General features: G+C 71.4%; 18 protein-coding genes. 7 read left to right on the forward strand and 11 right to left on the reverse strand.

The genetic code is table 11. The annotated features are described in order from the left end of the window. Nucleotides 1–2: 2 nt before the first annotated feature. Entirely contained in the window at nt 3–746 is a 744-nt protein-coding gene (locus AB852_RS10820; protein ID WP_245876714.1) for a siderophore-interacting protein, read from the reverse strand. A 207-nt stretch (nt 747–953) separates the two neighbouring features. Here AB852_RS10820 and AB852_RS10825 point away from each other — a divergent pair, with 207 nt between their 5' ends. Further along, nucleotides 954–1,940, forward strand: coding sequence for an ABC transporter substrate-binding protein (locus tag AB852_RS10825; protein ID WP_079184502.1), 987 nt, complete (start codon nt 954–956; stop codon nt 1,938–1,940). A 184-nt stretch (nt 1,941–2,124) separates the two neighbouring features. Here AB852_RS10825 and AB852_RS10830 read toward each other — a convergent pair whose 3' ends face one another. Both AB852_RS10830 and AB852_RS10835 read right to left on the reverse strand, forming a co-directional pair. Continuing rightward, a complete protein-coding gene (locus tag AB852_RS10830; protein WP_245876715.1) occupies nt 2,125–3,291 on the reverse strand; it encodes a FecCD family ABC transporter permease in 1,167 nt (388 codons plus the stop codon). Next, nucleotides 3,288–4,349, reverse strand: a complete 1,062-nt coding sequence (locus AB852_RS10835) for a FecCD family ABC transporter permease (protein WP_079184503.1) — start codon at nt 4,347–4,349, stop codon at nt 3,288–3,290. The genes AB852_RS10830 and AB852_RS10835 overlap by 4 nt, the downstream gene beginning before the upstream one ends. 218 nt (nt 4,350–4,567) lie before the next feature. Here AB852_RS10835 and AB852_RS10840 point away from each other — a divergent pair, with 218 nt between their 5' ends. The 3 genes from AB852_RS10840 (at nt 4,568) to AB852_RS39640 (ending at nt 7,379) form a co-directional block, all read left to right on the forward strand. Beyond that, complete coding sequence (locus AB852_RS10840; protein WP_073786433.1) at nt 4,568–5,980, forward strand: lysine N(6)-hydroxylase/L-ornithine N(5)-oxygenase family protein; 1,413 nt, start codon at nt 4,568–4,570, stop codon at nt 5,978–5,980. Nucleotides 5,981–6,167: 187 nt separating this feature from the next. Next, nucleotides 6,168–6,986, forward strand: coding sequence for a DJ-1/PfpI family protein (locus AB852_RS10845; RefSeq protein ID WP_073786436.1), 819 nt, complete (start codon nt 6,168–6,170; stop codon nt 6,984–6,986). A 240-nt stretch (nt 6,987–7,226) separates the two neighbouring features. Continuing rightward, nucleotides 7,227–7,379: a hypothetical protein gene (locus AB852_RS39640; RefSeq protein WP_178390984.1), complete on the forward strand. Its 153-nt coding sequence runs from the start codon at nt 7,227–7,229 to the stop codon at nt 7,377–7,379. Nucleotides 7,380–7,500: 121 nt separating this feature from the next. Here AB852_RS39640 and AB852_RS10850 read toward each other — a convergent pair whose 3' ends face one another. From AB852_RS10850 to AB852_RS10865, 4 genes are all read right to left on the reverse strand, one after another. Beyond that, nucleotides 7,501–8,574 (reverse strand): FecCD family ABC transporter permease, encoded by a 1,074-nt coding sequence (locus AB852_RS10850; protein WP_073786438.1) that lies wholly within the window; start codon nt 8,572–8,574, stop codon nt 7,501–7,503. Further along, on the reverse strand, nt 8,571–9,683 hold the full coding sequence (locus tag AB852_RS10855; protein ID WP_079184504.1) for an iron chelate uptake ABC transporter family permease subunit: 1,113 nt from the start codon (nt 9,681–9,683) through the stop codon (nt 8,571–8,573). Before AB852_RS10855 ends, AB852_RS10850 begins: the two co-directional genes overlap by 4 nt. 52 nt (nt 9,684–9,735) lie before the next feature. Beyond that, a complete protein-coding gene (locus tag AB852_RS10860) occupies nt 9,736–10,755 on the reverse strand; it encodes an ABC transporter substrate-binding protein (RefSeq protein WP_073786440.1) in 1,020 nt (339 codons plus the stop codon). Nucleotides 10,756–10,874: 119 nt separating this feature from the next. After that, nucleotides 10,875–11,765 (reverse strand): AraC family transcriptional regulator, encoded by an 891-nt coding sequence (locus AB852_RS10865; protein ID WP_073786442.1) that lies wholly within the window; start codon nt 11,763–11,765, stop codon nt 10,875–10,877. A gap of 176 nt (nt 11,766–11,941) precedes the next feature. Here AB852_RS10865 and AB852_RS10870 point away from each other — a divergent pair, with 176 nt between their 5' ends. Then, the gene (locus AB852_RS10870; RefSeq protein WP_073786444.1) at nt 11,942–14,347 is read left to right on the forward strand and encodes an ATP-binding cassette domain-containing protein; all 2,406 of its coding nucleotides are present in this window, start codon (nt 11,942–11,944) and stop codon (nt 14,345–14,347) included. Nucleotides 14,348–14,507: 160 nt separating this feature from the next. On the opposite strand, the gene AB852_RS10875 is transcribed toward AB852_RS10870, so the two are convergent. Then, on the reverse strand, nt 14,508–14,879 hold the full coding sequence (locus AB852_RS10875; protein ID WP_143201210.1) for a hypothetical protein: 372 nt from the start codon (nt 14,877–14,879) through the stop codon (nt 14,508–14,510). A gap of 494 nt (nt 14,880–15,373) precedes the next feature. Between AB852_RS10875 and AB852_RS10880 the strand changes: the two genes are divergently transcribed. Both AB852_RS10880 and AB852_RS10885 read left to right on the forward strand, forming a co-directional pair. Continuing rightward, entirely contained in the window at nt 15,374–16,357 is a 984-nt protein-coding gene (locus tag AB852_RS10880; RefSeq protein WP_079184505.1) for an alpha/beta fold hydrolase, read from the forward strand. A gap of 103 nt (nt 16,358–16,460) precedes the next feature. Further along, nucleotides 16,461–17,423 (forward strand): D-2-hydroxyacid dehydrogenase family protein, encoded by a 963-nt coding sequence (locus tag AB852_RS10885; protein WP_073786448.1) that lies wholly within the window; start codon nt 16,461–16,463, stop codon nt 17,421–17,423. A gap of 95 nt (nt 17,424–17,518) precedes the next feature. Here AB852_RS10885 and AB852_RS10890 read toward each other — a convergent pair whose 3' ends face one another. The 3 genes from AB852_RS10890 to AB852_RS10900 form a co-directional block, all read right to left on the reverse strand. Continuing rightward, the gene (locus AB852_RS10890) at nt 17,519–17,935 is read right to left on the reverse strand and encodes a hypothetical protein (RefSeq protein ID WP_073786451.1); all 417 of its coding nucleotides are present in this window, start codon (nt 17,933–17,935) and stop codon (nt 17,519–17,521) included. A gap of 209 nt (nt 17,936–18,144) precedes the next feature. Continuing rightward, a complete protein-coding gene (locus AB852_RS10895; protein ID WP_073786454.1) occupies nt 18,145–20,985 on the reverse strand; it encodes a DUF5682 family protein in 2,841 nt (946 codons plus the stop codon). Beyond that, nucleotides 20,982–22,094, reverse strand: a complete 1,113-nt coding sequence (locus AB852_RS10900; RefSeq protein ID WP_073786457.1) for an ATP-binding protein — start codon at nt 22,092–22,094, stop codon at nt 20,982–20,984. The genes AB852_RS10895 and AB852_RS10900 overlap by 4 nt, the downstream gene beginning before the upstream one ends. Nucleotides 22,095–22,099 lie beyond the last annotated feature (5 nt).

Consider the following 22,099-nt stretch of genomic DNA (forward strand, 5'->3'; position numbering starts at 1 on the left):
GGTCAGACCTCGCTGTCCTGTGTCTCACCCCTGGTCCAGTAGGCGGTCAGATGGGTGTCGGAGCGTTCCATGCCGAGTCCGCGCACGAAGTGGTGGCGCAGGCCGCGGACGACCTCCCGTTCGGCCGCCCCCCATATCCGTCCCCGGCCGGCGGGCAGCTTCAGTGCCGAGGCCCGTTCGTGCAGCAGCAGTCCGGGGGCGCGGCCGTCGCGGTGCAGCCACTGAACGCGGGCGTCGGCGCGGGTCGTGAGTTCCTGTTCCTCGGCGGCGTCGGCCACTTCGATGAGCGCCGACACCCGGTGATCCGGCGGGAGTTGTTCCAGCAGGGCGCCGATCGCCGGGAGCGCGGTCTCGTCGCCGAGCAGGACGGTCCAGTCCGCTTCGGGGTCGAGCGTGTAGGCGGGGGTGGGCCCGAACCAGATGGACTCGTCGCCGGGTGCGGCGTGCTCCGCCCAGCCGGAGGCGAGTTCGTCGGCGCCGTGCAGGACGAAGTCCATGTCCACCTCGCCGAGTTCGGGACGGTGGTGGCGGATCGTGTAGCGGCGCAGCCGTGGCCGGGCGGCGGGGAGCAGGCTTCGCGCGGCGTCGATGGTGAACGGCCTCGGGAGGACGACGTCCGGCGCGTAGAAGTAGAGGGCGACATGCTGGTCGGTGCCGTTGTCCGGGAGGTGCGCCAACTCCTCTCCGGTGAAGGTGATCCGGGCCATCCGGGGGGTGACGCGGCGCACCCGCCGTACCCGCGTCACATGAAGTCCTCCTGGTCGGCTGTGCGCACCTGGACGGTGCTGGGTCGACGCCCCGCTCATCTCCTGGAGCTCCTCGCTCTTGATCCTCAGGCCAACACGTCAGATCTTGCTCGGAACGAGTACGTTAGGCAAGCCTTACCTATTGCCCTCTCGTTCATGGCGAGGGGGCGGCTTCACGCTGCGCAACCGACGGAGGAGCAAGACATCATGACCCGTTCGCACACCATGACCGTTTCCCTGGGCCGCAGGCGGTTCGTCGGAGGACTCACGGGTGCCGCCACGGCCCTGGCCCTGACCGGTTGCGGTGTGAGCGAATCGTCCGGTGATGACAACTCCGGTGCGGACAAGGGCGCCGAAGGCGGTCTGCGCAGCGTCAAGACCGACAACGGCACGGTGAGACTGCCGCGGAACCCCGAGCGGGTCGTCGTCACCGACAACTACGCGGCCCTGATGCTGCTGGAGCTGGGGCTCGTGCCCGTCGGGGTGCCCGACGGAACCGCCAACCCGACCCTGATGCCGAAGCGGGACCACGAGCGGCTGAAGGACGTGAAGACGATAGGCGCGGTCGGCTCGCCCAACTCGCAGGCCGTCGCGGCGCTGAAGCCCGACATGATCCTCGACCAGTTCTACAAGGACAAGTCCGCGCCGTTGAAGTCCGTCGCCCCCGTGGCCCACTTCGACTGGGCCACCAGCGGGGCGCTGTGGCACGACCAGATCGCCAAGGCCGCGCTGGCGGTCAACCGGGAGGACAAGCTCACGGAGATCAAGAAGCGCTACCAGGACCGGCTCGGTGAGGTGAAGGCCGCGTACAGCAAGCAGATCGCGACCTCCACCTGGGCCCCGCTGAGCGGTGGCCAGAGCGGCCAGTTCTTCCTCGGTACGCCGCTCGTCACCGTGATGCGTGATGTGGGGCTCAAGATCGGCGCGGGCATCCCGGCCGACAAGGCCGGTTTCCTGGCGAAGAGTTACGAGGAGATCGATGTGCTCGACGACTGCACGGCGCTGATCTACCCGGTGCAGTTCGACGGCAAGCCCACCCCCACCACCCAGCAGCTGCTGGACAACAAGCTGTGGAAGAAGGTGCCCGCGGTGAAGGCGGGCCGGGCCTTCTCCTCCCAGCACTTCCTCATGGCCAACTACACCTTCGCCATCGGCGCGGTGGACGAGATCGAGGAGATGCTGAGGAAGCTCTGACCGTCACGGTGTGCGGCGCGGCGCCGGTGTCGTTCCCCCGGCCTCGCGCCGCACACCACCCGGCCTCGCGCCGCGCACCCCGCCCCACGCCGCACACCACTCCCCGCACCGCCTCGCCGCACTTCCCCCGCGACGTGCCCCCCCGTCACCGACCGGCGACGGGGGGCCTGCGGCGGCCCGTACGTCAAGCACGCCCCGTTCCACGCCGCTTGAAGAGCACCCAGGCGAGGTACACGCCGCCGAGGACCGCCGTGGTGACCCCCACCGGCAGCTGGTTGTTGCGCTGGGACTCGTCCACCAGCCGCAGCGGTCCCAGCAGGTCGCCCACCCACGCCAGCGTGGTGAACAGCTGGGCGGACGCGAGGTGCGCCGCCGAGAGCAGCGCGGCCCCCACGGTCCCGGCGGACAGCACGCTGACCCCGGGGCCGCGGGTGAGCATCGCGGCGATCTGCGGCGCGGCCAGTGCCACGAAGGGGATCGGTCCCGCGCTGGCCACCGCGACCCCGCACAGCCCGATGCCCAGTACGGTCAGCGCGAGCCGCACCCGGTCGACGCGGACCCCCAGACCGCTCGCGAGGTCGTCACCCAGCTCCAGCATCCGCAGCTGTCTGCCGAGCAGCACGGTGGCCGGGAACAGTACGGCAAGGGCGACGGCCATCATCTGCACCGAGCTCCAGCCCCGGCCGTTCAGGGTGCCGACCAGCCAGATGTGCGCGTTCTGGGCGTTGTCGAGGCTGGAGCGGGTGAGCAGATAGGAGTTGACCGAGCCGAGCATCGCGGTCACCCCCAGCCCGACCAGGACCAGCCGTACCCCGTGCAGTCCGCCCCGGCTGGCCAGCACGAAGACCAGGAACGCGGTCATCAGGCCACCGGCGACCGCGCCCGTGGCGACCGTGGCGGCGCCTCCCCCGAAGGTGACGATCGCGAGGATCGCGCCGGTCGACGCGCCGCTGTTGAAGCCGATCACGTCCGGGCTGGCCAGCGGGTTCCTGGAGATGCTCTGGAAGATCGCGCCGCTGACCCCGAGCGCGGCGCCCACCAGGGCGGCGAGCAGTGCCTGCGGCAGTCTCTCGTGGTTCACGAAGTGCACGGCGAGCCGGTCGCCGGTGCCGTGGAAGAGCGCCTGGGCGACGTCCGGGAGCGGGACCGTGTAGGCGCCCACGCAGAGGCTGACGACCAGCGACAGCAGCGCCAGTACCAGTGCGGCGAGGGACACCACGGCCGTACGCGGGTGCACCCGGAAGGTGACGCGGCCCGACCACAGCCGTACCGGTCGGGTCGTGGAGGTGCGGCGGGGCGTAGCGGTGCTGTCGGAGCTGTCGGTGCCCGGGCGGGTTCTGGTCACGGTCACAGTGAGATCTCCTTGCGCCTGCGCACCATCGCGATGAAGACCGGCGCGCCCACCAGCGCGGTGACCGCTCCGACCTCCAGCTCCCCCTCGGGCAGCACGACGCGGCCCAGGATGTCGGAGGTCAGCAGCAGGATCGGGGCGAGCACCATGGAGTAGGGCAGCACCCAGCGCAGATCAGGTCCGGTCAGCCAGCGCGCGACCAGCGGGACGACGAGCCCGACGAAGCCGATGGGACCGGCGGCGGCGGTTGCCGCGCCGCACAGCAGGGTCACCGCGAGCACGGCCGCCATCCTGGTGCGGGCGATCCGCGCGCCCAGGGCCTTGCCCAGGTCCTCCCCCAGCGCGAGGGCGTTGAGCGGGCGGGCCAGCAGCAGCGCGATCACCAGACCTGCCACCACGAACGGCACCAGGTCCCTCATCAGCTCCGGGTCCCGGCCGGCCAGCGAACCGACCATCCAGAACCTCATGTGGTCGAAGGTCGCGGCGTTGAACACGGTGAGTCCGCCGATGATCCCGCCCAGGCTCGCGCTCACCGCCGCCCCGGCCAGCGCGAGCCGTACGGGCGTGGGCCCGGCACGGCCGGACGCCCCCAGGAGGTAGACGACGACGGTGGCCAGCGCCGCGCCAAGGAAGGCGAACCACACCAGCGAGGTGAAGGTGGTCAGCCCGACGACGCCGATACCGAAGACCACGGCGGCCGAGGCACCGGCGTTCACCCCGAGCAGTCCGGGGTCGGCGAGCGGGTTGCGGGTCATGGCCTGCATCACCGCACCGGCGACCCCGAGTCCCGCGCCGACCATCAGGCCCACCAGGGTTCGCGGCAGCCTGAGTTCACGTATCACTCCGGTGGTGTACGAGTCGTCGCTGCCCAGGAGCGCGGCCCAGACCTGGGCCGGGGAGGTGTCCTTGGCGCCGATCCAGGTGCTGAGCACGACGAGGAGGACCAGTACGCCGGTGAGCGCGAGCAGCGCGGACCCGCGCGGCACCCAGCGGGCGCCGTCCCGCTTCCCGTTCTGCCGGGGGTCGGGCGGGGCGGCCAGGGGGGAACGTCGGGTCACCGCGGCGGCGCTCCCCGTGTACGGCGTCCCCGGGCCCGGTGGCCGGACATCGCAACCCGCATGATGGCGCTTCCCCGTTCTCACGATCGTGTGGCGGCGGCGACCGGAGTCCGACAGCTGTTTCTTTACAGGCAGTTGGCACGCCGGAGCGCCCCGCCCCATTGCAAAGTAAGGCTAACCTTACCTACGATCGCGTCGGTTAGGGAGGCGATGCTGCGGTGAACCGAATCCGCCGCGAACAGGATTCCGACTGCGACGTGCTGGGGATCGGCTTCGGCCCGTCCAATCTGGCACTGGCCATCGCGATCGAGGAGCACAACGGACTCACCACCGGGAACGACGAGTTAAGGACCGGCTTCCTGGAGAAGCAGCCGGGGTTCGGCTGGCACCGGGGGATGCTCATCGACGACGCGACGATGCAGGTGTCGTTCCTCAAGGACCTGGTCACGATGCGTGACCCCACCAGCCGGTACAGCTTCCTGTGTTTTCTGAAGGAGCGCGACCGGCTGGTCGACTTCCTCAACCAGAAGACGCTGTTCCCGCTGCGGATCGAGTTCCACGACTACTTCGCGTGGATCGCGGAGCGACTGTCGCACCTGGTGGACTACGCGCACGAGGTCGTCGGCGTGGAGCCCGTGTTCGACGGTGACGACGTCCGCTGGTTCGATGTGATGAGCCGGGTCGGCGGTCCGCGGGGGAAGCTGGTGACCCGCCGGACCCGCAATCTGTGTGTGGCCACCGGTATGACACCCCGGATACCCGCGGGTGCCGAGATCAACGACCGGATATGGCACAACCGGGATCTGCTGCCCGGGGTGGCGGGCTGGAGCGGCCGTCCGCCCGCGCGGGTGGTGGTGCTCGGCGCCGGACAGAGCGCCGCCGAGACGGTCGCCTATCTGCACCGGGAGTTCCCCACCGCGGAGGTCGTCTCGGTGTTCGCCAAGTACGGCTACACACCGGCGGACGACAGTCCGTTCGCCAACCGGGTCTTCGATCCCGAGGCGGTGGACCTCTACTACCGGTCTCCCCCGGAGGTGAAGAACTCGCTGATGGGCTACCACCGGAGCACCAACTACTCGGCGGTGGACATGGACCTGATCGAGTCGCTGTACCGCACGCAGTACCGGGAACGCGTGCAGGGACGGCAGCGGCTACGGTTCCTCAATGTCTCCAGGCTCCGGGAGGTCACCTCGTACGACGACGGGCTCCGGGTCACCGTCGAGCATCTGCCCACGGGTGAGCGCACGACGCTGGAGGCGGATCTGCTCGTCTACGCCACCGGATACCAGCAGGCGGACCCCGCGGCACTCCTCGGCAAGGTCGGCAAGCTCTGCCTGCGCGACGAGGACAACGAGCTGCGGGTGCGCCGGGACCACCGGGTCGAGACCGTGGACCATGTGTCGGCGGGCATCTATGTGCAGGGCAGCACCGAGCACACCCACGGGATCACCTCGACCCTGCTGTCGCACACGGCCGTCCGGGTCGGCGAGATCCTCGACTCGCTGCTCGCCCACCGGAAGGAAGCCCAGCAGGGGAACGCCCCGCACGAACCCGCCCAGCGGGAGGACGCACACCGGATGGACGCTCCCCGCGACGAGGAGGGATCACTGACCGGCACCGCGCCGCACTGACCCGCCGCCCTCGGCAACCGGCCCCCGACGGGAACACCCGCTCTTCGGGGGCCGGTTCCACGCCCCGAACCTTCGTGGGGGAGGACGGCACGGTCGGGAAGGGAACTCGTGGCGGCTGCGGGCCGACTACTGCTGCGTCCGGCGAACGGTGTCCACCGTTCGCCAACACGACGGAGGTGCGGCGGAGTTGACGACGGAACACGAACGGAGCCGGCGCGGGGTGCTGCGCGGCGCGGCGGCAGTCACCCTGGGCACGGGGTTCGCGGCGGGCGCGACGGCGGGAACGGCGGCGGCCGTCGGGGGGACGGCACGGGCCGACGAGCCGGTGAGCGGTGCATCCGCCCGGGAGCGGAGCGGGCGGCGGCTGGATGTGGCGGTGCTGCTGTACGACGGGTTCACCGCCCTGGACGCGGTCGGCCCGTACGAGACGCTGTGCCGGGTGCCCGGTGTGCGGGTGACCATGGTCGCCCGGAGGGCGGGGCCGGTGCGCACCGACACCGGTGAACTCTCGGTCACCGCCGAGAGGTCGCTGCGCGAGATGCCCCGCGCCGATGTGCTGCTGGTACCGGGCGGCGGGGAGCGGGGCACGACCACGACCATGGCCGACGCGGGCACCCTCGACTGGATACGCCGGGTGCACCGGCGCAGCACCTGGACCACCTCGGTCTGCACCGGTGCGCTGATCCTGGGGGCGGCCGGGCTGCTGCGGGGTCTGCCCGCCACCACGCACTGGGCTTCGGGCCCCTATCTGGGGGAGTTCGGGGCCACGTACACCCCGGGACGGTTCGTCGAGGCCGGGAAGATCATCACGGCGGCCGGTGTCTCCGCCGGTGTCGACATGGCGCTGCATCTCGCCGCGCGGCTGTCCGACGAGAAGGTGGCGCAGGCGACGCAACTGGCGCTGGAGTACGACCCGGACCCGCCGTACGACACCGGAAGCCCGGAGAAGGCCGACGCGGAACTCCGGGCGCTGGCGCTGCGGCTGATCGCCGACGCGGCCGTCTGAGTCCGGCGGGCGCGATCCGCCGTCCCCCGGCGCCCGTCCCCGGAGCCGTCTCCCGTGCCCGTCCCTCCTTGCCCGTCCCTCCTCGCCGCCGGACCGGGGTCGCCCGAACCACCCGGATGTGTGGCTTGCGTCGGGCTGGTGGGGAGCGGGCCGTCCGTCCTACTGTCGAGTGCCGCCGGTGGGGCGGTGTCCGACGCCGCCGGCCGTCCGCGCCGGAGCGGCACAGTCCAGGAGGTCCCCATGACCGTCCGTCGTCTCTCGCTCGCCCTCGTCGGCCTGGTGGCCTCCGCCGCTCTCGTCGGGGCCGCGTCGCAGCTCGCGAAGATGGTCGTCCCCGACGACCGTCCGGCCTCCTCCGTGAGCGCCATGAACAAGGCGGAACTCGTCGGCTGAGCCGGACGCTGCCGGGGGCGCGGTCGCCCGGAGGCCCTGGCGGCGCCGGGTCGGACCGCGCACCCGGGGGCACGCGCGGGCACGCCGCCCATTCCAGGGCTCCTGGGCCGGACAGCGCGGGTCAGGCGGACCTGCGGGCCTCGCGCACCAGCAGCCAGACGAAGTACAGCCCGCCGATCGAGACGGTGACGATACCGACCGGGAGCTGGACCGGGGCGAAGAGCCGCTGGCCGATCAGATCGGCGAGGACGAGCAGGAACGCCCCGAGCACCGCGGACGGCAGCAGGGCGACCGAGGCGGAGCGGGTGACCCGGCGGGCGATCTGGGGTGCCACGAGGGAGATGAAGGCGATGGGCCCCGCCGACGCCGTCACCAGTGCGGTGAGCGCCACCCCGAGGACGACCGCGGTGAGCCGTACGGCGTTGACGCGAATACCGAGCGCCGACGCCGCGTCGTCGCCGAGTTCGAGCTGCCGCAGGGCCGGACCGGTCGCGAGGGTCAGGGGGACGAGCACGGCGAGGATGCCGAGGACGGGCCAGAGCTGGTCGTAGCCGAGGCTGTTGAGGGAGCCACCGCCCCAGACCGCGGCCAGCATCGCCTCCTCGATGTCCGCCCGCAGCACCAGCCAGGTGTTGAACGCGCCGAGCATGGCGGAGATCGCGATACCGACGATGATCAGCTGGAACGCCCGTGTCCCCTGGCGGTAGGCCAGGACGAAGACCAGGAACGCGGTCGCGATCCCGCCGATCAGCGAACCCGCGGCGACCTGGTAGTAGCCGCCGCCGCTGATCAGCATGACGACGAGCGCGCCGGTGTAGGAGCCGGAGGAGAAGCCGATGATGTCCGGTGAGCCGAGGGGGTTCCTGCTGACCGACTGGAAGATCGCCCCGGCGACGGCGAGGGCCGCGCCGAAGAGCACGGCGAGCAGCACCCTGGGGAGCCGCCACTCGACGACGATCTTCCTGGTGCCGCTCTCACCGCCGCCCGTGAGGGTCCGGAGCACCTCGCCCAGGGGGATGTCATAGGTGCCGTACGCGAGGGAGACCAGTACCGCCACCGCGGTGAGCAGCCCGAAGACCGTACAGCTGACGGCGGTACGGACGTCGAGGCGCAGTGACCAGCGGGGGCCCCGGGAGACCAGGACCGTTCTGCCGAAGTCGACGCGGGTGCGCGGACCCGCGGGTGCGCCGCTCACAGTCCGCTCACCTTCCTGCGGCGTACGAGGAGGATGAGCACGGGGGCTCCGATGAACGCGGTCACGATGCCGACCTGGAGTTCCTGGGGGGTGAGGACGATCCTGCCGACGGTGTCGGAGACGATCAGCAGGATCGGCGCGCAGACGATGGTGTACGGGATGATCCAGCGCTGGTCGGGTCCGACGAACCAGCGGGCGACATGGGGGACCATCAGGCCGACGAAGCCGATGGGTCCGGCCGCGGCGGTGGCGGCCCCGGCCAGCAGGGTCACGGCGACGACGACGGTGACGCGGGTGCGGACGATGCCCGCGCCCAGCGACCGGGCGAGGTCGTCGCCGAGGGCGATGGCGTTCAGGGGGCGCGCGGCGAGGAGTGCCAGCACCAGACCCGCCGCGATGAAGGGCAGCACGGTGTGGAAGACGTCCCAGCCGCGTGCGGCGAGCGATCCGGCCGCCCAGCCGCGCATGGCGTCGTACACCTCCGGGTTCAGCAGGGTGACGGCCGCGGAGATCCCGGCCAGTACCGCGCTGAGCGCCACGCCGACGAGGGTCAGTTGCACCGGTGTCGCACCGGCCCGTCCGGCGGACCCGAGGACGTACACCAGGGTCGTGGTGACGACGGCGCCCGCGAAGGACATGGCGAGGTACTGGCCGGTCGAGGAGAGCCCGAGGAAGGCGACGCCGATGATGACGGCGAATCCGGCGCCCGCGTTGACGCCGAGGATGCCGGGGTCGGCCAGCGGGTTGCGGGTGAGGGCCTGGATGAGGGCGCCGGACACCCCGAGTGCCGCGCCGACGGCCAGCGCGAGGAAGGCGCGCGGGACCCGCAGGTCACGCACGATGAAGGCGTCCTCGGACCCGTCGTAGGCGGTCAGCGCGTGCCAGACGTCCGTGACGGGGATGGACTTGGCGCCGAAGGCCAGGCTCAGTACCAGGCAGCCGCCGAGTACGAGAAGGCAGACGAGCAGTCCGAGGGCGCGGCCCGCGTGGGTGCTCACCAGTCCGGGGCGGTGCCGCCCCCTGTCCCCGCCGCCGCGGCCGGTCGGTCCGGACGGCGGGGCCTTGTCCGGTCCGGGCCGCCCGGCCGCGGCGGCCACTGTGGTGCTCATGTTCCGGGACGCTCCCGCTGCGCTTCGCGGGGTCCGTGTCCGGGTGCGCCGCTCATGACCCGGCCTTCGCGTCGAGCTTCGCGAGGATGCCGTCGAGGTGGCCGAGGCTCTCGGTGCCCCATGCGAAGGAGGAGACCACGGCGGCCGGGGTGTTCTCGACGACGAGACCGTTCTTGACGGCCGGGAGGTTGTTCCACACCTTGTTCCCGGAGAGCTTGGTGACGAAGCCGTCGAGGCCGTAGCCGTGGACGAGGATGTCCGCGTTGGACAGCTTCCCGATCTGTTCGAGCGACAGCCACTGGCTCACGGTGCCGGGCTCGCCCTTGTGCTCGCCCTCGGTGAAGGGGCGGAACTTGGCGCCGACGGCGTCCCAGACGGGGACGTAGAAGTGTCCGGCGGGGTAGGTGCCCCAGGTGGACTGGTCCTGGCCGTGGGCGAAGACGGCGATGGTGTTCTTCTTCAGGACGTCCGCGTACTTGGTCTTGAGCTCGTCGGCGCGCTTCTTGAACACCGCCTGCTGCCGCTTGCCCTCCTCGGCCTTGCCGACGGCCGCGGCGATCATCAGTGTCCGGTCCTCCCAGGCGCCGATGCCCGAGGCGTCGAGCTGGACGACGGGGGCGATGCTCTGGAGCCGTTCCAGTTCGCCCTTCCGGAGGAAGCGGGTCTCGGCGAAGATCATGTCGGGGTCCTGCTTGGCGACGGCCTCGACGTTGAGCTCGTAGTAGGTGCCGACGGTCGCGGTCTTCTTGAGTGCTTCGTGGTAGCGCAGGGGCCGCAGGTTCGGGTCGTCGTCCGCGAACCCCTCGACGACCCCGATCGGCTTGACGCCGAGGTCCACCAGGGCGGCGGGCGAGTAGAAGTCGACGGAGACGATGCGCTCGGGCTTCGCCGGGACCTCGACCTCGCCCGCGATGTCGGTGACCGTGCGGGTCTGGGCGCCCGACGACTTCCCGGATTCCGTTCCGCCCGCCGAGCAGGCGCTCATGATCAGCACGGCGGCGGCGCTCGCCGCGGCCGTGGCGAGAAGCCTGGGTCCCCGCGGTCGGGACGCAGGGGTGGTGCGGCGTGTCATCGGACTCCTTCAGGGGCCCCGTACGGCGGTGGAGAACCGCGCCGTTCGGGCTTAGGGCAGGCTTACCTAAGTAAGGTAACCCAGTTCCCATGAGGGTATGGGGACACTCTGTTCCGGTTTCACGACACGGTGGGGCGCGGCACCGCGGATAACGGCGCGGCGTCGTCCAGCCCGCTCACCGACCGGAAGTACGCGGCGGGCGTATGCCCGGTGACCTGGCGGAAGAGGTCGATGAAGGTGCTCGGATTGGCGTATCCCAGCCTGCGGGAGACGGCCACGACCGGGGTGCCCGCCGCGATGTCGATGAGGGCGCGGCGGACCCGGACGAGGATGCGCCACTGGGTGAGGCTGACACCGGTGTCCCGCTGGAACCAGCGCATCAGGGTGCGGCCGCTCAGCCCCAGCTCCCTCGCCCATTCCTCCGTGGTCCGGTCGTCCGCCGGATCGGCGATGATGCGGTCGGCGACCGAGCGCAGCTCCGGGGTCTTCGGCAGCGGGATGTCCAGGGAGGCCGCCTGGACCGGCCGGACGAGGTCCACCCCGACCTGCTGGAGCCGCAGCCGCGCCTCGTCGGGCATCTCCTCCCGCTGGTTGTGGAGCAGGATCTCCCGCAGGAGCCGGCTCATCGGGATACCCGTCACGGTGGGTGAGACCGACGTGGTCAGCCCGGGATTGAGGAAGGTCGCGTACGTGACCGTGCCCGCGCTGGCCTTGACCCGGTGCGGCATCCCGGCGGGCAGCCAGATCCCCAGCGCGGGCGGCACGAGCCAGACGTGTCCGGCGGCCTCGACCGTCACATTGCCCGTACCGGACCACAGGAGCTCGGGCTCGGGGTGGGACACCGTCTCCCACTCCATCGGCTCGGGCGCGCGGAAGGTGCCCGTGGTGAGCAGCCAGGGGTCCTCGACCTGGCGTTCACCGCTCGGGACATACGCGGTCCACTCGTCGGGCTCCAGGGTGGGCGCGCCCCACAGCCGCACCGCGGACGCCCTGTGTCGCTTTACCGTCATGGCGCGAAACCATACCTGGTTGTGTCGCTCTCCCCCGGTGCCGCCGGACGGACGACGGCAGCCGCCGCGGCCGGGCCCGACAATGGAGCCGGACGCACTGTTCGAGCCGGTCGGACCGAGCCGGGCGACGACGCCGGGGACCGCGCGGACGGTCCCGCCCCACAGAGGGAGACACGATGAGCAAGGCCGGCAGAACGGGTACGGGGCCGACCGCGCCGCACACCGCCGACAGTCATGAGCTGATCCGGGTGCACGGCGCGCGCGAGAACAATCTCAAGGACGTCAGCGTCGAGATCCCCAAGCGCAGGCTGACGGTGTTCACCGGGGTCTCCGGCTCGGGCAAGAGCTCACTGGTGTTCGACACGATCGCGGCGGAGTCGCAGCGGCTGATCAACGAGACGTACAGCGCTTTCGTACAGGGTTTCATGCCGACCCTGGCCCGGCCCGAGGTCGATGTGCTCGAAGGACTGACGACCGCGATCATCGTCGACCAGCAGCGGCTGGGGGCCGACCCCCGTTCCACCGTCGGCACCGCGACCGACGCCAACGCGATGCTGCGCATCCTCTTCAGCCGGCTCGGCCGGCCGCACATCGGCCCGCCCGGCGCGTTCGCCTTCAACGTCCCCTCGGTGCGGGCGAGCGGTGCGATCACGATCGAACGCGGTGCCCGCAGAACCGTGAAGCAGACGTTCACCCGCACCGGCGGTATGTGTCCGCGCTGCGAGGGCCGCGGCACGGTCTCCGACATCGACCTCACCCAGCTCTACGACGACTCCAAGTCGATCGCCGAAGGCGCGTTCACCATCCCCGGCTGGAAGTCGGACAGCTGGTGGACGGTGCGGACCTACGCCGAGTCGGGCTTCCTCGACCCGGACAAGCCGATCCGCGACTACACCGCCAAGGAGATGCGGGACTTCCTCCACCGGGAGCCGACCAAGGTCAAGGTCGAGGGGGTGAACATCACCTTCGAGGGGCTGATCCCCAAGATCCAGAAGTCGTTCCTCGCCAAGGACCGGGAGGCGATGCAGCCGCACATCCGGGAGTTCGTCGACCGGGCGGTCACCTTCACCACCTGCCCCGAGTGCGGCGGCAGCCGGCTCAGCGAGGCGGCCCGGTCGTCGATGGTCAAGGGGATCAGCATCGCCGACGCCTGCGCCATGCAGATCAGCGATCTCGCCGCATGGGTACGCGGCCTCGACGAGCCGTCGGTGGCGCCACTGCTCGACGCCCTGGGACACACCCTCGACTCGTTCGTGGAGATCGGCCTGGGCTATCTCTCGCTGGACCGGTCGTCGGGCACGCTGTCGGGCGGCGAGGCACAGCGCGTCAAGATGATCCGCCACCTCGGCTCCTCCCTCACCGACACCACGTATGTGTTCGACGAGCCGACCATCGGGCTGCATCCCCATGACATCCGGCGGATGAACGAACTGCTGCTGCGGCTGCGGGACAAGGGCAACACGGTCCTCGTCGTGGAGCACAAGCCGGAGACGATCGCGATCGCCGACCATGTCATCGACCTGGGCCCCGGCGCCGGTGCGGGCGGCGGCACCGTCTGCTTCGAGGGCACCGTCGAAGGGCTGCGCGCCGCGGGCACCCTGACCGGCCGCCATTTCGACGACCGGGCCGCCCTCAAGGAGACGGTCCGGAAGCCCACCGGGGCACTGGAGATCCGCGGTGCGGCGACGCACAACCTGCGCGATGTCGACGTCGACGTCCCGCTCGGTGTGCTCTGTGTGGTCACCGGGGTCGCCGGTTCCGGGAAGAGTTCGCTCGTGGCCGGGTCGCTCGTCAGGAGCGCGGGGGCCGGGAGCGAGGGCGTGGTGTCGATCGACCAGGGCGCGATCCGCGGCTCCAGACGGAGCAACCCGGCCACGTACACGGGGCTGCTGGAGCCGGTCCGCAAGGCGTTCGCGAAGGCCAACGGCGTCAAGCCGGGGCTGTTCAGCTCCAACTCCGAGGGTGCCTGCCCCACCTGCAACGGCGCCGGTGTCGTCTACACGGATCTGGCGATGATGGCCGGGGTGGCCAGCACCTGCGAGGACTGCGAGGGGAAGCGGTTCCAGGCTGCCGTACTGGAGTACCACCTCGGTGGCCTGGACATCAGCGAGGTCCTGGCGATGCCGGTGACACAGGCGGCGGAGTTCTTCGGCACGGGTGAGGCGCGCATCCCGGCCGCCCAGGCGATCCTGGGGCGGCTGGCGGATGTCGGCCTCGGCTATCTCGGTCTCGGCCAGCCGCTCACCACGCTGTCCGGCGGCGAGCGGCAGCGGCTCAAGCTCGCCACCCGGATGGCGGAGAAGGGCGGTGTCTACGTGCTCGACGAGCCGACCATCGGTCTGCATCCCGCCGATGTCGAGCAACTGCTGGGACTGCTCGACCGGCTGGTCGACTCCGGCAAGTCGGTCGTCGTCGTCGAGCACCACCAGGCGGTCATGGCGCACGCCGACTGGATCATCGACCTGGGCCCCGGCGCCGGCCACGACGGCGGCACCGTCGTCTTCGAGGGCACCCCCGCCGAACTCGTCGCCGCCCGCTCCACCGTGACCGGCGAGCACCTGGCGGCCTACGTCGGCATCTGACCGGACCCGCCCGGTCGCGCTCCGCCCGGCACGAACGCGGCGGCGGGGATCCGCGATACGCGAATCCCCGCCGCCAGGGCCGTGCGGCCCGCGCGTGCTACGCGCCGACGGGCTTCAGGGGCCCGTCCGCGCGTCCCGCTCGCCCCGAGGGGCGGGTGGGTCAGGCCTTCTTGGTGTACTTGGTGGTGCAGTGACCGACCTCGGTGCCCTTCACCATGCATCCCCACCACGTCACGGAGGTGCCCTCTTCGAGGTTGCCGGTGGCCCAGCCGGTGCAGTACGGCGAGTTGTGACCCTGGGTGCTGACAGTACGGTTGACGCTGCCGTTGCTGCCGATGTCCATGTAGGTCTTGATGCCCCAGCCGTCGGCCGCGTCGTCGCACGCCCTGATCGCGTCCCCGGGCTTGTTCCCGCTCGGGTCGGCGTTGAAGATGGCCTTGCCGGCGCCGTTGCTGAACCAGACCACCCCTGACGTCACGTCAGCGCTGGCCGGGCTGACGGCGACAGCGGTGAACAACGCCGCTGCGGACACGGCAAGGATGCTTTTGACGGCAATGCGCACTCGGTAACCCTTTCACTGCGTCACTCCGTGTGAGTGAACGTCTGTTCCGAGAGTGTGTACGACACTTGATCGATGCACAACCCAATTATTCCCTTGATCGCGCGACGGCGGTGGGGGGAACGCGCGGCAACACCGCAGGTACGGGGCGTGGGCCGCACCGGTACGACGGAGCGGGGCAGGGGGCGGCGACCCCGGTTCGGCGACCCGGGTTCGTGACTCCAACGGTTCGGGCGCGGGGCCGAGCGACCGGTGGCCGCGGCGAGCGCGCCCCGGACGGCGACCGTCCGTGTCCGCCCGGCGGAAGGGCCCGGTCCGTCCGGCCTCCGGGACGGCGCCGCGACCTCCATTCCGGTCGCGGGAGTCCCGCTCCCGGAGACCAGCGGGGACAGAAACTCCCCCGGAGCACATCAGGTTAGGCTACCCTCACCAGTCCTTGAGTGGCGTCGGCGGTGAGGGCGGTCGGGATGCGGAAGCGGCTGGGGCGGGGCGGGGAACGCGCGGCGAGGGGAGCGGCACCGGCCGGGCGGAGCACGGGCGGTCCGGCCGCGACGGCGGGCGGCGGCCCGCACAGCCAGGGGAACGCGGCTGTCGCGACGACCCGCGACGGCAGGAAGCTGTTCCATATGCGCCGCGCGGGCCCGGACTCGGCGGCGACGGCGCCCACGGTGGTGTTCGAGGGGGGCCTTGCCGCGAGCCGTTCGTACTGGGCGCTGGTCCAGTCGGCCGTGGCCGCGCGGGCGACGACGGTGGTCTACGACCGGAGCGGCCTCGGCCGCAGCCCCCGGGACCCGGGCGCCCGGACCCTGGGCAGGATGGCCGGGGACCTGGCCGACCTCCTCGGCCATCTCGGGCCGGGCCCGTTCCTCCTCGTCGGCCACAGCTGGGGCGGGCCGCTGGTGCGCCTCACCGCCGCCGCCGCTCCCGAACGGATCGCGGGCGTCGTCCTGGCGGACCCGACCGACGAATCCTGCGATCTGCTCCTCGAACCCTCCATGCGCCGCCAGGAGAGGATCGGCCAGCTGGTCAGCAGTGGCCTCGCCCACGTCGGACTGCTCGCCCACGCCTACCGCGAGGTCCTCGCCGCGCTGCCGTCCGACGCGGCCGCCGATATGCGCGAGGAGGGCTTCACCGTGCGGGCGATGCGCACGCGCGCGGCGGAACTGGTCTCCGTCGTCGCGGACCTGACCGCCCTGCGCGAGAGCCCTCCGCACCTCGCGGACGTCCCCGTGACGGTCATCTCCGCGGGCAGGACATCGGTGGGCATGAACGCCCGGGTCCGTGAACTCGCCACCGCCTCCCATGCCCACCGCGCCGCGCGGTACCCGCGAGGGCGGCACGTCATCGGCCCTCAGGCGGACCACATGATGCCGGTGACCGGGCCGGATGTCATCGCCGCCGAGATCCTGCGACTGATCGACGGCGCCGCCGGGGCCGAGGAGTCCGGCTGAACGGGCGGTCACCGCCACCGGGAGGAAGCACGCCGGAGGCGGCGGGTACTGTCGGCGCACATCGGCCCCGCTCGAAGGGCCGGGCTTGTCTGGAGGGCTTGCCATGACGAAGCTGCGCTGTGCGGTGCTGGACGACTACCAGGGCGTCGCCCGCTCCCTGGGCGACTGGCGGAGGATCGCTCCCCAGGTGGACACGGAGTTCCTGGACACCCATCTCGTCTCCCAGGACGACCTGGTGCACGCCCTTGAGGACCGCGAGATCGTCGTCGTCATGCGTGAGCGGACCCCGTTCCCCGCCGGTCTCCTCGCACGGCTGCCCCGGCTCCGGCTGCTGATCACCTCGGGGATGCGCAACGCCGCCATCGATCTGGAGGCGGCCGGACGCCAAGGGGTCACCGTGTGCGGCACGGTCAGCAACTCCGAGCCGCCGGCCGAACTGACCTGGGCGCTGATCCTCGGTCTGGCCCGCCAGGTGGTGCCCGAGAGCACCGCGCTCCGTTCGGGCGGGCCGTGGCAGCACTCCCTGGGAGCCGATCTCCACGGGCGCCGCCTCGGACTGCTGGGGCTGGGCAAGATCGGCCGCAAGGTGGCACGCGTCGGCGCCGCGTTCGGGATGGACGTGATGGCGTGGAGCCCGCACCTCACCCCCGAACGCGCCGCCGAGGGCGGAGCCGTCGCCGCCGCCTCCAAGGAGGAACTGCTGGAGAGCAGCGACTTCGTGTCGGTTCATCTGGTGCTCGGGGACCGCACCCGGGGACTGATCGGTGAGAAGGAACTGCGCCGGATGCGCGACAGCGCCTATCTGGTCAACACCTCACGTGCGGCGATCGTCGACCAGGCCGCGCTGCTGCGGGCCTTGGAGGAAGGCTGGATCGCGGGGGCGGGCACCGATGTCTTCGAGACGGAACCCCTGCCGCTCGACGACCCGTTGCGCACCGCTCCCCGCCTCCTCGCGCTGCCGCACCTGGGCTATGTGACCCGGAGGAACTACGAGGGGTACTTCGGTCAGGCCGTCGAGGACATCGAGGCGTTCCTGGCGGGCAGCCCGGTACGGGTGCTGGGCTGAACGCGCCGGAGCCGGTGCGGGTGTTGGGCGGAAACACCGCGCGACCGGTACGGGTACCGGGGTGAGCGCGGCAGGTCGGGGCCGCGCCCGTGCGCTCAGGCCGTGAACTCCTCGGCGGGCAGGTCCACCCCGTCGAACGTGACGAGCAGGGAGGTGTATCCGTGGTGCACCTCCGGGTTGGGGTAACTGGTGAGCTCCCAGGGCGCGTCGACCACGGCGGGGCCGCAGGGCAGGGTGCCCGAGCCGGACGGCAGGGCGAGGGGAATGATCTGGAAGCTGGTGAAGTGGACCGGCACGGTGGTACCGGTCGGCGCGGTACAGGTGTACGTCCCGCCGATGGTGAGCGTGCCGTAACCGAACGGGCTGGTGGCGGGCTGGGCGTTCGCCCACCGCACGTCCAGCGACTTGACGGACTGGGGCAGCGCGGCGGCGCCGGGTGCGCCGATACCCAGCACGGCCAGGGCGGTGACGGCGAGGGCGGCGACAGCACGGGGTCCGGTGGCCAGTCTCAAGCGAGGCTCCTCGGGTGGGGGCCGCCCGTGACGCGGGCGGCCCGGTGGTCGGGGCTGTCCCTGTGGACCAGGGAATCCAGGTCTATCGGTGCCCGGGGCGGACGGACAGTCGCACGGCACGGCGCGCGGGGGCAGGGCCGTCACACAGCCGGAAGGGGCCCTGGTCAGCGCCCGCCCCGCTGATCACCCGGCCGCCGACGGCACGCTGATCACCCGCCCGTCAGCAGCATTTCGAGCGCCACGGCCGTGTCCGGGTACCGGCCGACCAGTGCCGCGCCCGGTGGACCGGGGTCAGCCTTCTCCCATGTCCCCTCCCAGCCCAGCAGGTCCGCGAGCGCGTCGCAGGTGTCCGGGTGGGCGGTGAGCAGGACGCAGCCGCGGGCGCCCTCGGCGCGGGGGCCCGGGTCCATGGTGTCCGGCTCCGGTGGCGCCTGCCACGGCGGCACCCAGGCGTCGAGCTCGGTGAGGCGGCCGGGGAAGATCCGTCCGGCCTCACGGATCAGCAGCGGGGCCAGATCGGCGCCGTCCGACCGCAGGGTGGTGATCAGGGTCGGGAGCCAGGGCAGCAGGACCGGGTCCGGCAGGCGGGCGAACGCGTTCGACACCGCTTCGACGACGAAGTCGGCGAGGCCCGGGACGGGCTCCAGGGCGTGCACGAAGCCGCTGAGGTAGCGCGGATAGGCGCTCACCAGCATCGGGTTGGCCAGCAGCTCGTCGCACCTCGCCCGGAGATCCGCCCGGTCGAGCTGCCCCAGGTGCGTCCGGGCCGCCCACAGCAGCGCCGTCCTGGCCGGCTCGGCCGGGTGCGACTGGGCCACCGCCAGCTCCAGCTGGGTCCGGTCGCAGCCCAGGGACAGCGCCAGGCTCTCCATGCCGAACAGGAAGCCCAGCATCGCCGCCACCTGGCGGACCGTGGCGTCCTCGTCGGTGAACGCCGTCGGCAGCAGGGTGCAGTAGTGCGCGTAACCGGTCTTGGCGAAGGACTCGATCCAGGGCGGCAGCACCGGCTCGGTGGTGCGGTAGTACGCCAGCAGTCCGCGCACCCGGCGCAGCACCTCGGGTGCGCCGTCGACGCTGCGCTCGGCCGACAGGACCTCCAGCGCGCGGGTGCCCAGCTCGTCGGCGAGGCGGCGGCTGCGCAGATACAGCAGGGCGTCCTCGACGGCGCCGAGGACGGTCGCGGTGGTGGCCTGCGGGTCGTACGCGCGTCGGCGCAGCCGCTGTTCCAGGACCTGCTCGATGCTGACGCCCTCGTAGCCGAGTTCGATGAGCGCGCGCTGATGGGTGCCCAGTGCCAGGTCCCAGGACTCCTGGATCGACCGCTCCCCCAGCTTGCGCTCACCCATGATCGGCCGGGCGGCGCCATGGGGCATCAGCGCGCGCAGCATCCACAGGACGTCGGAGCAGCGGGCGAGTTCCGGGCGGCCGGCGATGTCGAGCAGTGCCCGGCGCACCCCGCGCTGCTGGAGCTTCAGGTCCAGCGGTGCGAGCCGGTCGTGGACATCACGGGCCAGGGGCGGCAGCGCGTCGTAGCCGACCTGGCCGGTCCGGTCGCCGCCCATCATGATCTCGACGAGGCGGCGCACATCGCGCCTGCCTGGGACGGTGTCCTTCTCGATGCAGGTGACGGCCGCGTCCTGGAAGTCGTACGGCGTGGGCCTGGCCCGGTCGCGCATCCCGGCCAGCAGGATCGACGTCTCGAACACCGCGATGGCGTCGGCGGTCGAGGCGAGGTAGCCGTTACGGCGGGCGGCCCGCACGATCTCCACCGACCAGCCGAGCAGTTCGGCCTCGTCCAGCGGGTCCAGGACGGGTGAGCGCTGGAGGAAACCCGTCAGCCGGTCGGAGGACTCCGCCGCGGGCCCGGGGGTCCCGGTGGGGGCGGTTTTCCCGGCCTTCGGCTTCCGCGTGCCCGTCTGCCCGGCCAGCCGGTACGGCTCCACCCGGGTGCGCCGGAGGTTCTGCGCCCAGACCGTCGCGGCGATCGACACGGAGCCCGCGGCGAGTCCGAACTGTGCCTCGATCGCCGTGTGGCTGGACGGGATCAGACCGTGCTGCCAGGTGGTGGCGGTGCGCGGGGTGATCTCGAAGGTGTCGGTGCCGTCCACACCGAACTCCGCCACCCGGCTGGCCGCGTGGAAGGCGCCGCAGATGTAGAGGCAGTCCGCGGGGTCCGTGCCGGTGGCGGCCAGGTGCTCGCGCATCCGTGTCCACATATAGCGCTCGCGGTACTCGTCCAGCCGGACCCGGTGCGGGTCGCCGGGTGCGAGGCGCCTGAAGAGGCTGCCGATCAGGAGCATCACCTGGCGGTAGGTGTCGTGGTCGCTGTCCCCGAGGGGCAGTTCGACGTACTGGTGCCACCACTCCGACCAGTGCCGCACCCGGCCGTGGCGCAGCAGATGTTCCTCCAGTTCCGCGAAGCGGGGCCGCAGATCGCCGATCTCCACGCCGACGGCGTCCCCGTGCAGGGCCGCCTCCGGCTCGGCGGGCGGTGCGTCCGGCCCTGCCGGGCTCTCCTCGGGCCCGGTGGACCGGGTCGCTCGCGCGTCCCACTGGAAGACATGGTCGGAGGAACGGTCGACCAGGACCAGCTCGACCCCCGGGGTGTCCAGCGCGTAGGCGATCGCCTGGTATTCGGCGGACGCCTCGGTGATCGGCGCCACCACCGACAGCGGGGACCACTCGGCCGGGAAGCCGTCGGTCTCGGTCGCGAACGCCTGTACCGCCACCGGGAGTCGGCAGTTGCGGAGTTCGGTGAGCAGCGGCGCCATGTCCTCGCACAGCTCCAGGTACACGACCTTCGGCTGTTTCTGGCGCAGTCGGCGTGCCATGGCGGTGGCCGACGCGGGCGAGTGGTGGCAGACGGGGAAGATCTCCAGTGGTTCACGCACCGCGCGGTCGACGTCGTCGACGATGCCCAGCAGGATGCCTTCCAGGGCGTCGGTCCCACCGGCGAACTCCGCGGCGGCTTCCTGGAGCTGGGCGCGCAGCGCGGTGAACGTCTCGTCGTGCGTACCGGTCACGGCCGGGCTGCTCTGCGCGGTGCTCATGACAGGGTGGCGATCGCTTCGCGTCCGCCCGCCAGGAACTCCGGCCATGATCCGCCTTCCTCCTTGCTGCGTGGTTCGACGACGCCGTGCAGGTACTTGTTGAGGATGGCGAGGTCCTCGGGCTCGCGCCGGGCCAGCGACCCGACGAGCGAGGAGGCCAGGGTGTGGGCGGTGAGGGCGCGTTCACCGAAGAAGTTGCTGTGCAGGATCGCGTCCTCAAGGACGCCGATCTGCTCGGCGGTGGACAGCGCGGACTCCAGCTTCTCGTCGTCGCTGCCCGCCGCCGCGGCCGAGGCACGCAGATCGGCGAAGCTCTGGAGCAGTACGTCGAGCAGCGTCGGCGGTACGTCGAGCTCGATCTGGTGGCGGCGCAGCAGTTCCTCGGTGCGGAAGCGGACGATCTCCGTCTCGCTCTTCTTGTTCGTCATGACCGGGATACGGACGAAGTTGAAGCGGCGCTTGAGCGCGGAGGACAGGTCGTTGACCCCGCGGTCACGGCTGTTGGCGGTGGCGATGACCGAGAAGCCGGGCTTGGCGAAGACGATCCCGTCGCTGTCCAGTTCGGGGACCGAGATGTACTTCTCGGAGAGGATCGAGATCAGCGCGTCCTGCACATCGCTCGTGGAGCGGGTGAGCTCCTCGAACCGGCCTATCGCGCCGGTCTCCATCGCGGTCATGATCGGTGAGGGGATCATCGACTCGCGCGACTGGCCCTTGGCGATGACCATGGACACGTTCCAGGAGTACTTGATGTGGTCCTCGGTGGTGCCGGCCGTGCCCTGGACGACCAGGGTGGAGTTGCGGCTGATCGCGGCGGACAGCAGCTCGGCCAGCCAGCTCTTGCCGGTGCCGGGGTCGCCGATGAGCAGCAGACCGCGGTCGGAGGCCAGGGTGACGATGGAGCGCTCGACGAAGCTGCGGTCGCCGAACCATTTCTGCGGGATCTTCCGGTCGAGGCCGTCCGCGCGTTCGGAGCCCAGGACGAACAGCCGGACCATCTTGGGTGACAGGCGCCAGGAGAAGGGCTTGGGCCCGGCGTCGACGGACTCCAGCCAGTCCAGCTCCTCGGCGTACTTGAGTTCGGCGGGGGCGCGCAACAGGTCGGACATGGCGG

Source organism: Streptomyces uncialis, from assembly GCF_001905345.1.
GTDB classification, from domain to species: Bacteria; Actinomycetota; Actinomycetes; order Streptomycetales; family Streptomycetaceae; genus Streptomyces; species Streptomyces uncialis.

Excerpts from the sequence above, each read along its gene's own strand:
- AB852_RS10825 (WP_079184502.1), top strand. The coding sequence starts at position 954 with ATGACCCGTTCGCACACCATGACCGTTTCCCTGGGCCGCAGGCGGTTC.
- AB852_RS39640 (WP_178390984.1), top strand. The coding sequence starts at position 7,227 with ATGACCGTCCGTCGTCTCTCGCTCGCCCTCGTCGGCCTGGTGGCCTCC.
- AB852_RS10855 (WP_079184504.1), bottom strand. The coding sequence starts at position 9,683 with ATGAGCACCACAGTGGCCGCCGCGGCCGGGCGGCCCGGACCGGACAAG.
- AB852_RS10860 (WP_073786440.1), bottom strand. The coding sequence starts at position 10,755 with ATGACACGCCGCACCACCCCTGCGTCCCGACCGCGGGGACCCAGGCTT.
- AB852_RS10865 (WP_073786442.1), bottom strand. The coding sequence starts at position 11,765 with ATGACGGTAAAGCGACACAGGGCGTCCGCGGTGCGGCTGTGGGGCGCG.
- AB852_RS10870 (WP_073786444.1), top strand. The coding sequence starts at position 11,942 with ATGAGCAAGGCCGGCAGAACGGGTACGGGGCCGACCGCGCCGCACACC.
- AB852_RS10880 (WP_079184505.1), top strand. The coding sequence starts at position 15,374 with ATGCGGAAGCGGCTGGGGCGGGGCGGGGAACGCGCGGCGAGGGGAGCG.
- AB852_RS10885 (WP_073786448.1), top strand. The coding sequence starts at position 16,461 with ATGACGAAGCTGCGCTGTGCGGTGCTGGACGACTACCAGGGCGTCGCC.
- AB852_RS10895 (WP_073786454.1), bottom strand. The coding sequence starts at position 20,985 with ATGAGCACCGCGCAGAGCAGCCCGGCCGTGACCGGTACGCACGACGAG.
- AB852_RS10900 (WP_073786457.1), bottom strand. The coding sequence starts at position 22,094 with ATGTCCGACCTGTTGCGCGCCCCCGCCGAACTCAAGTACGCCGAGGAG.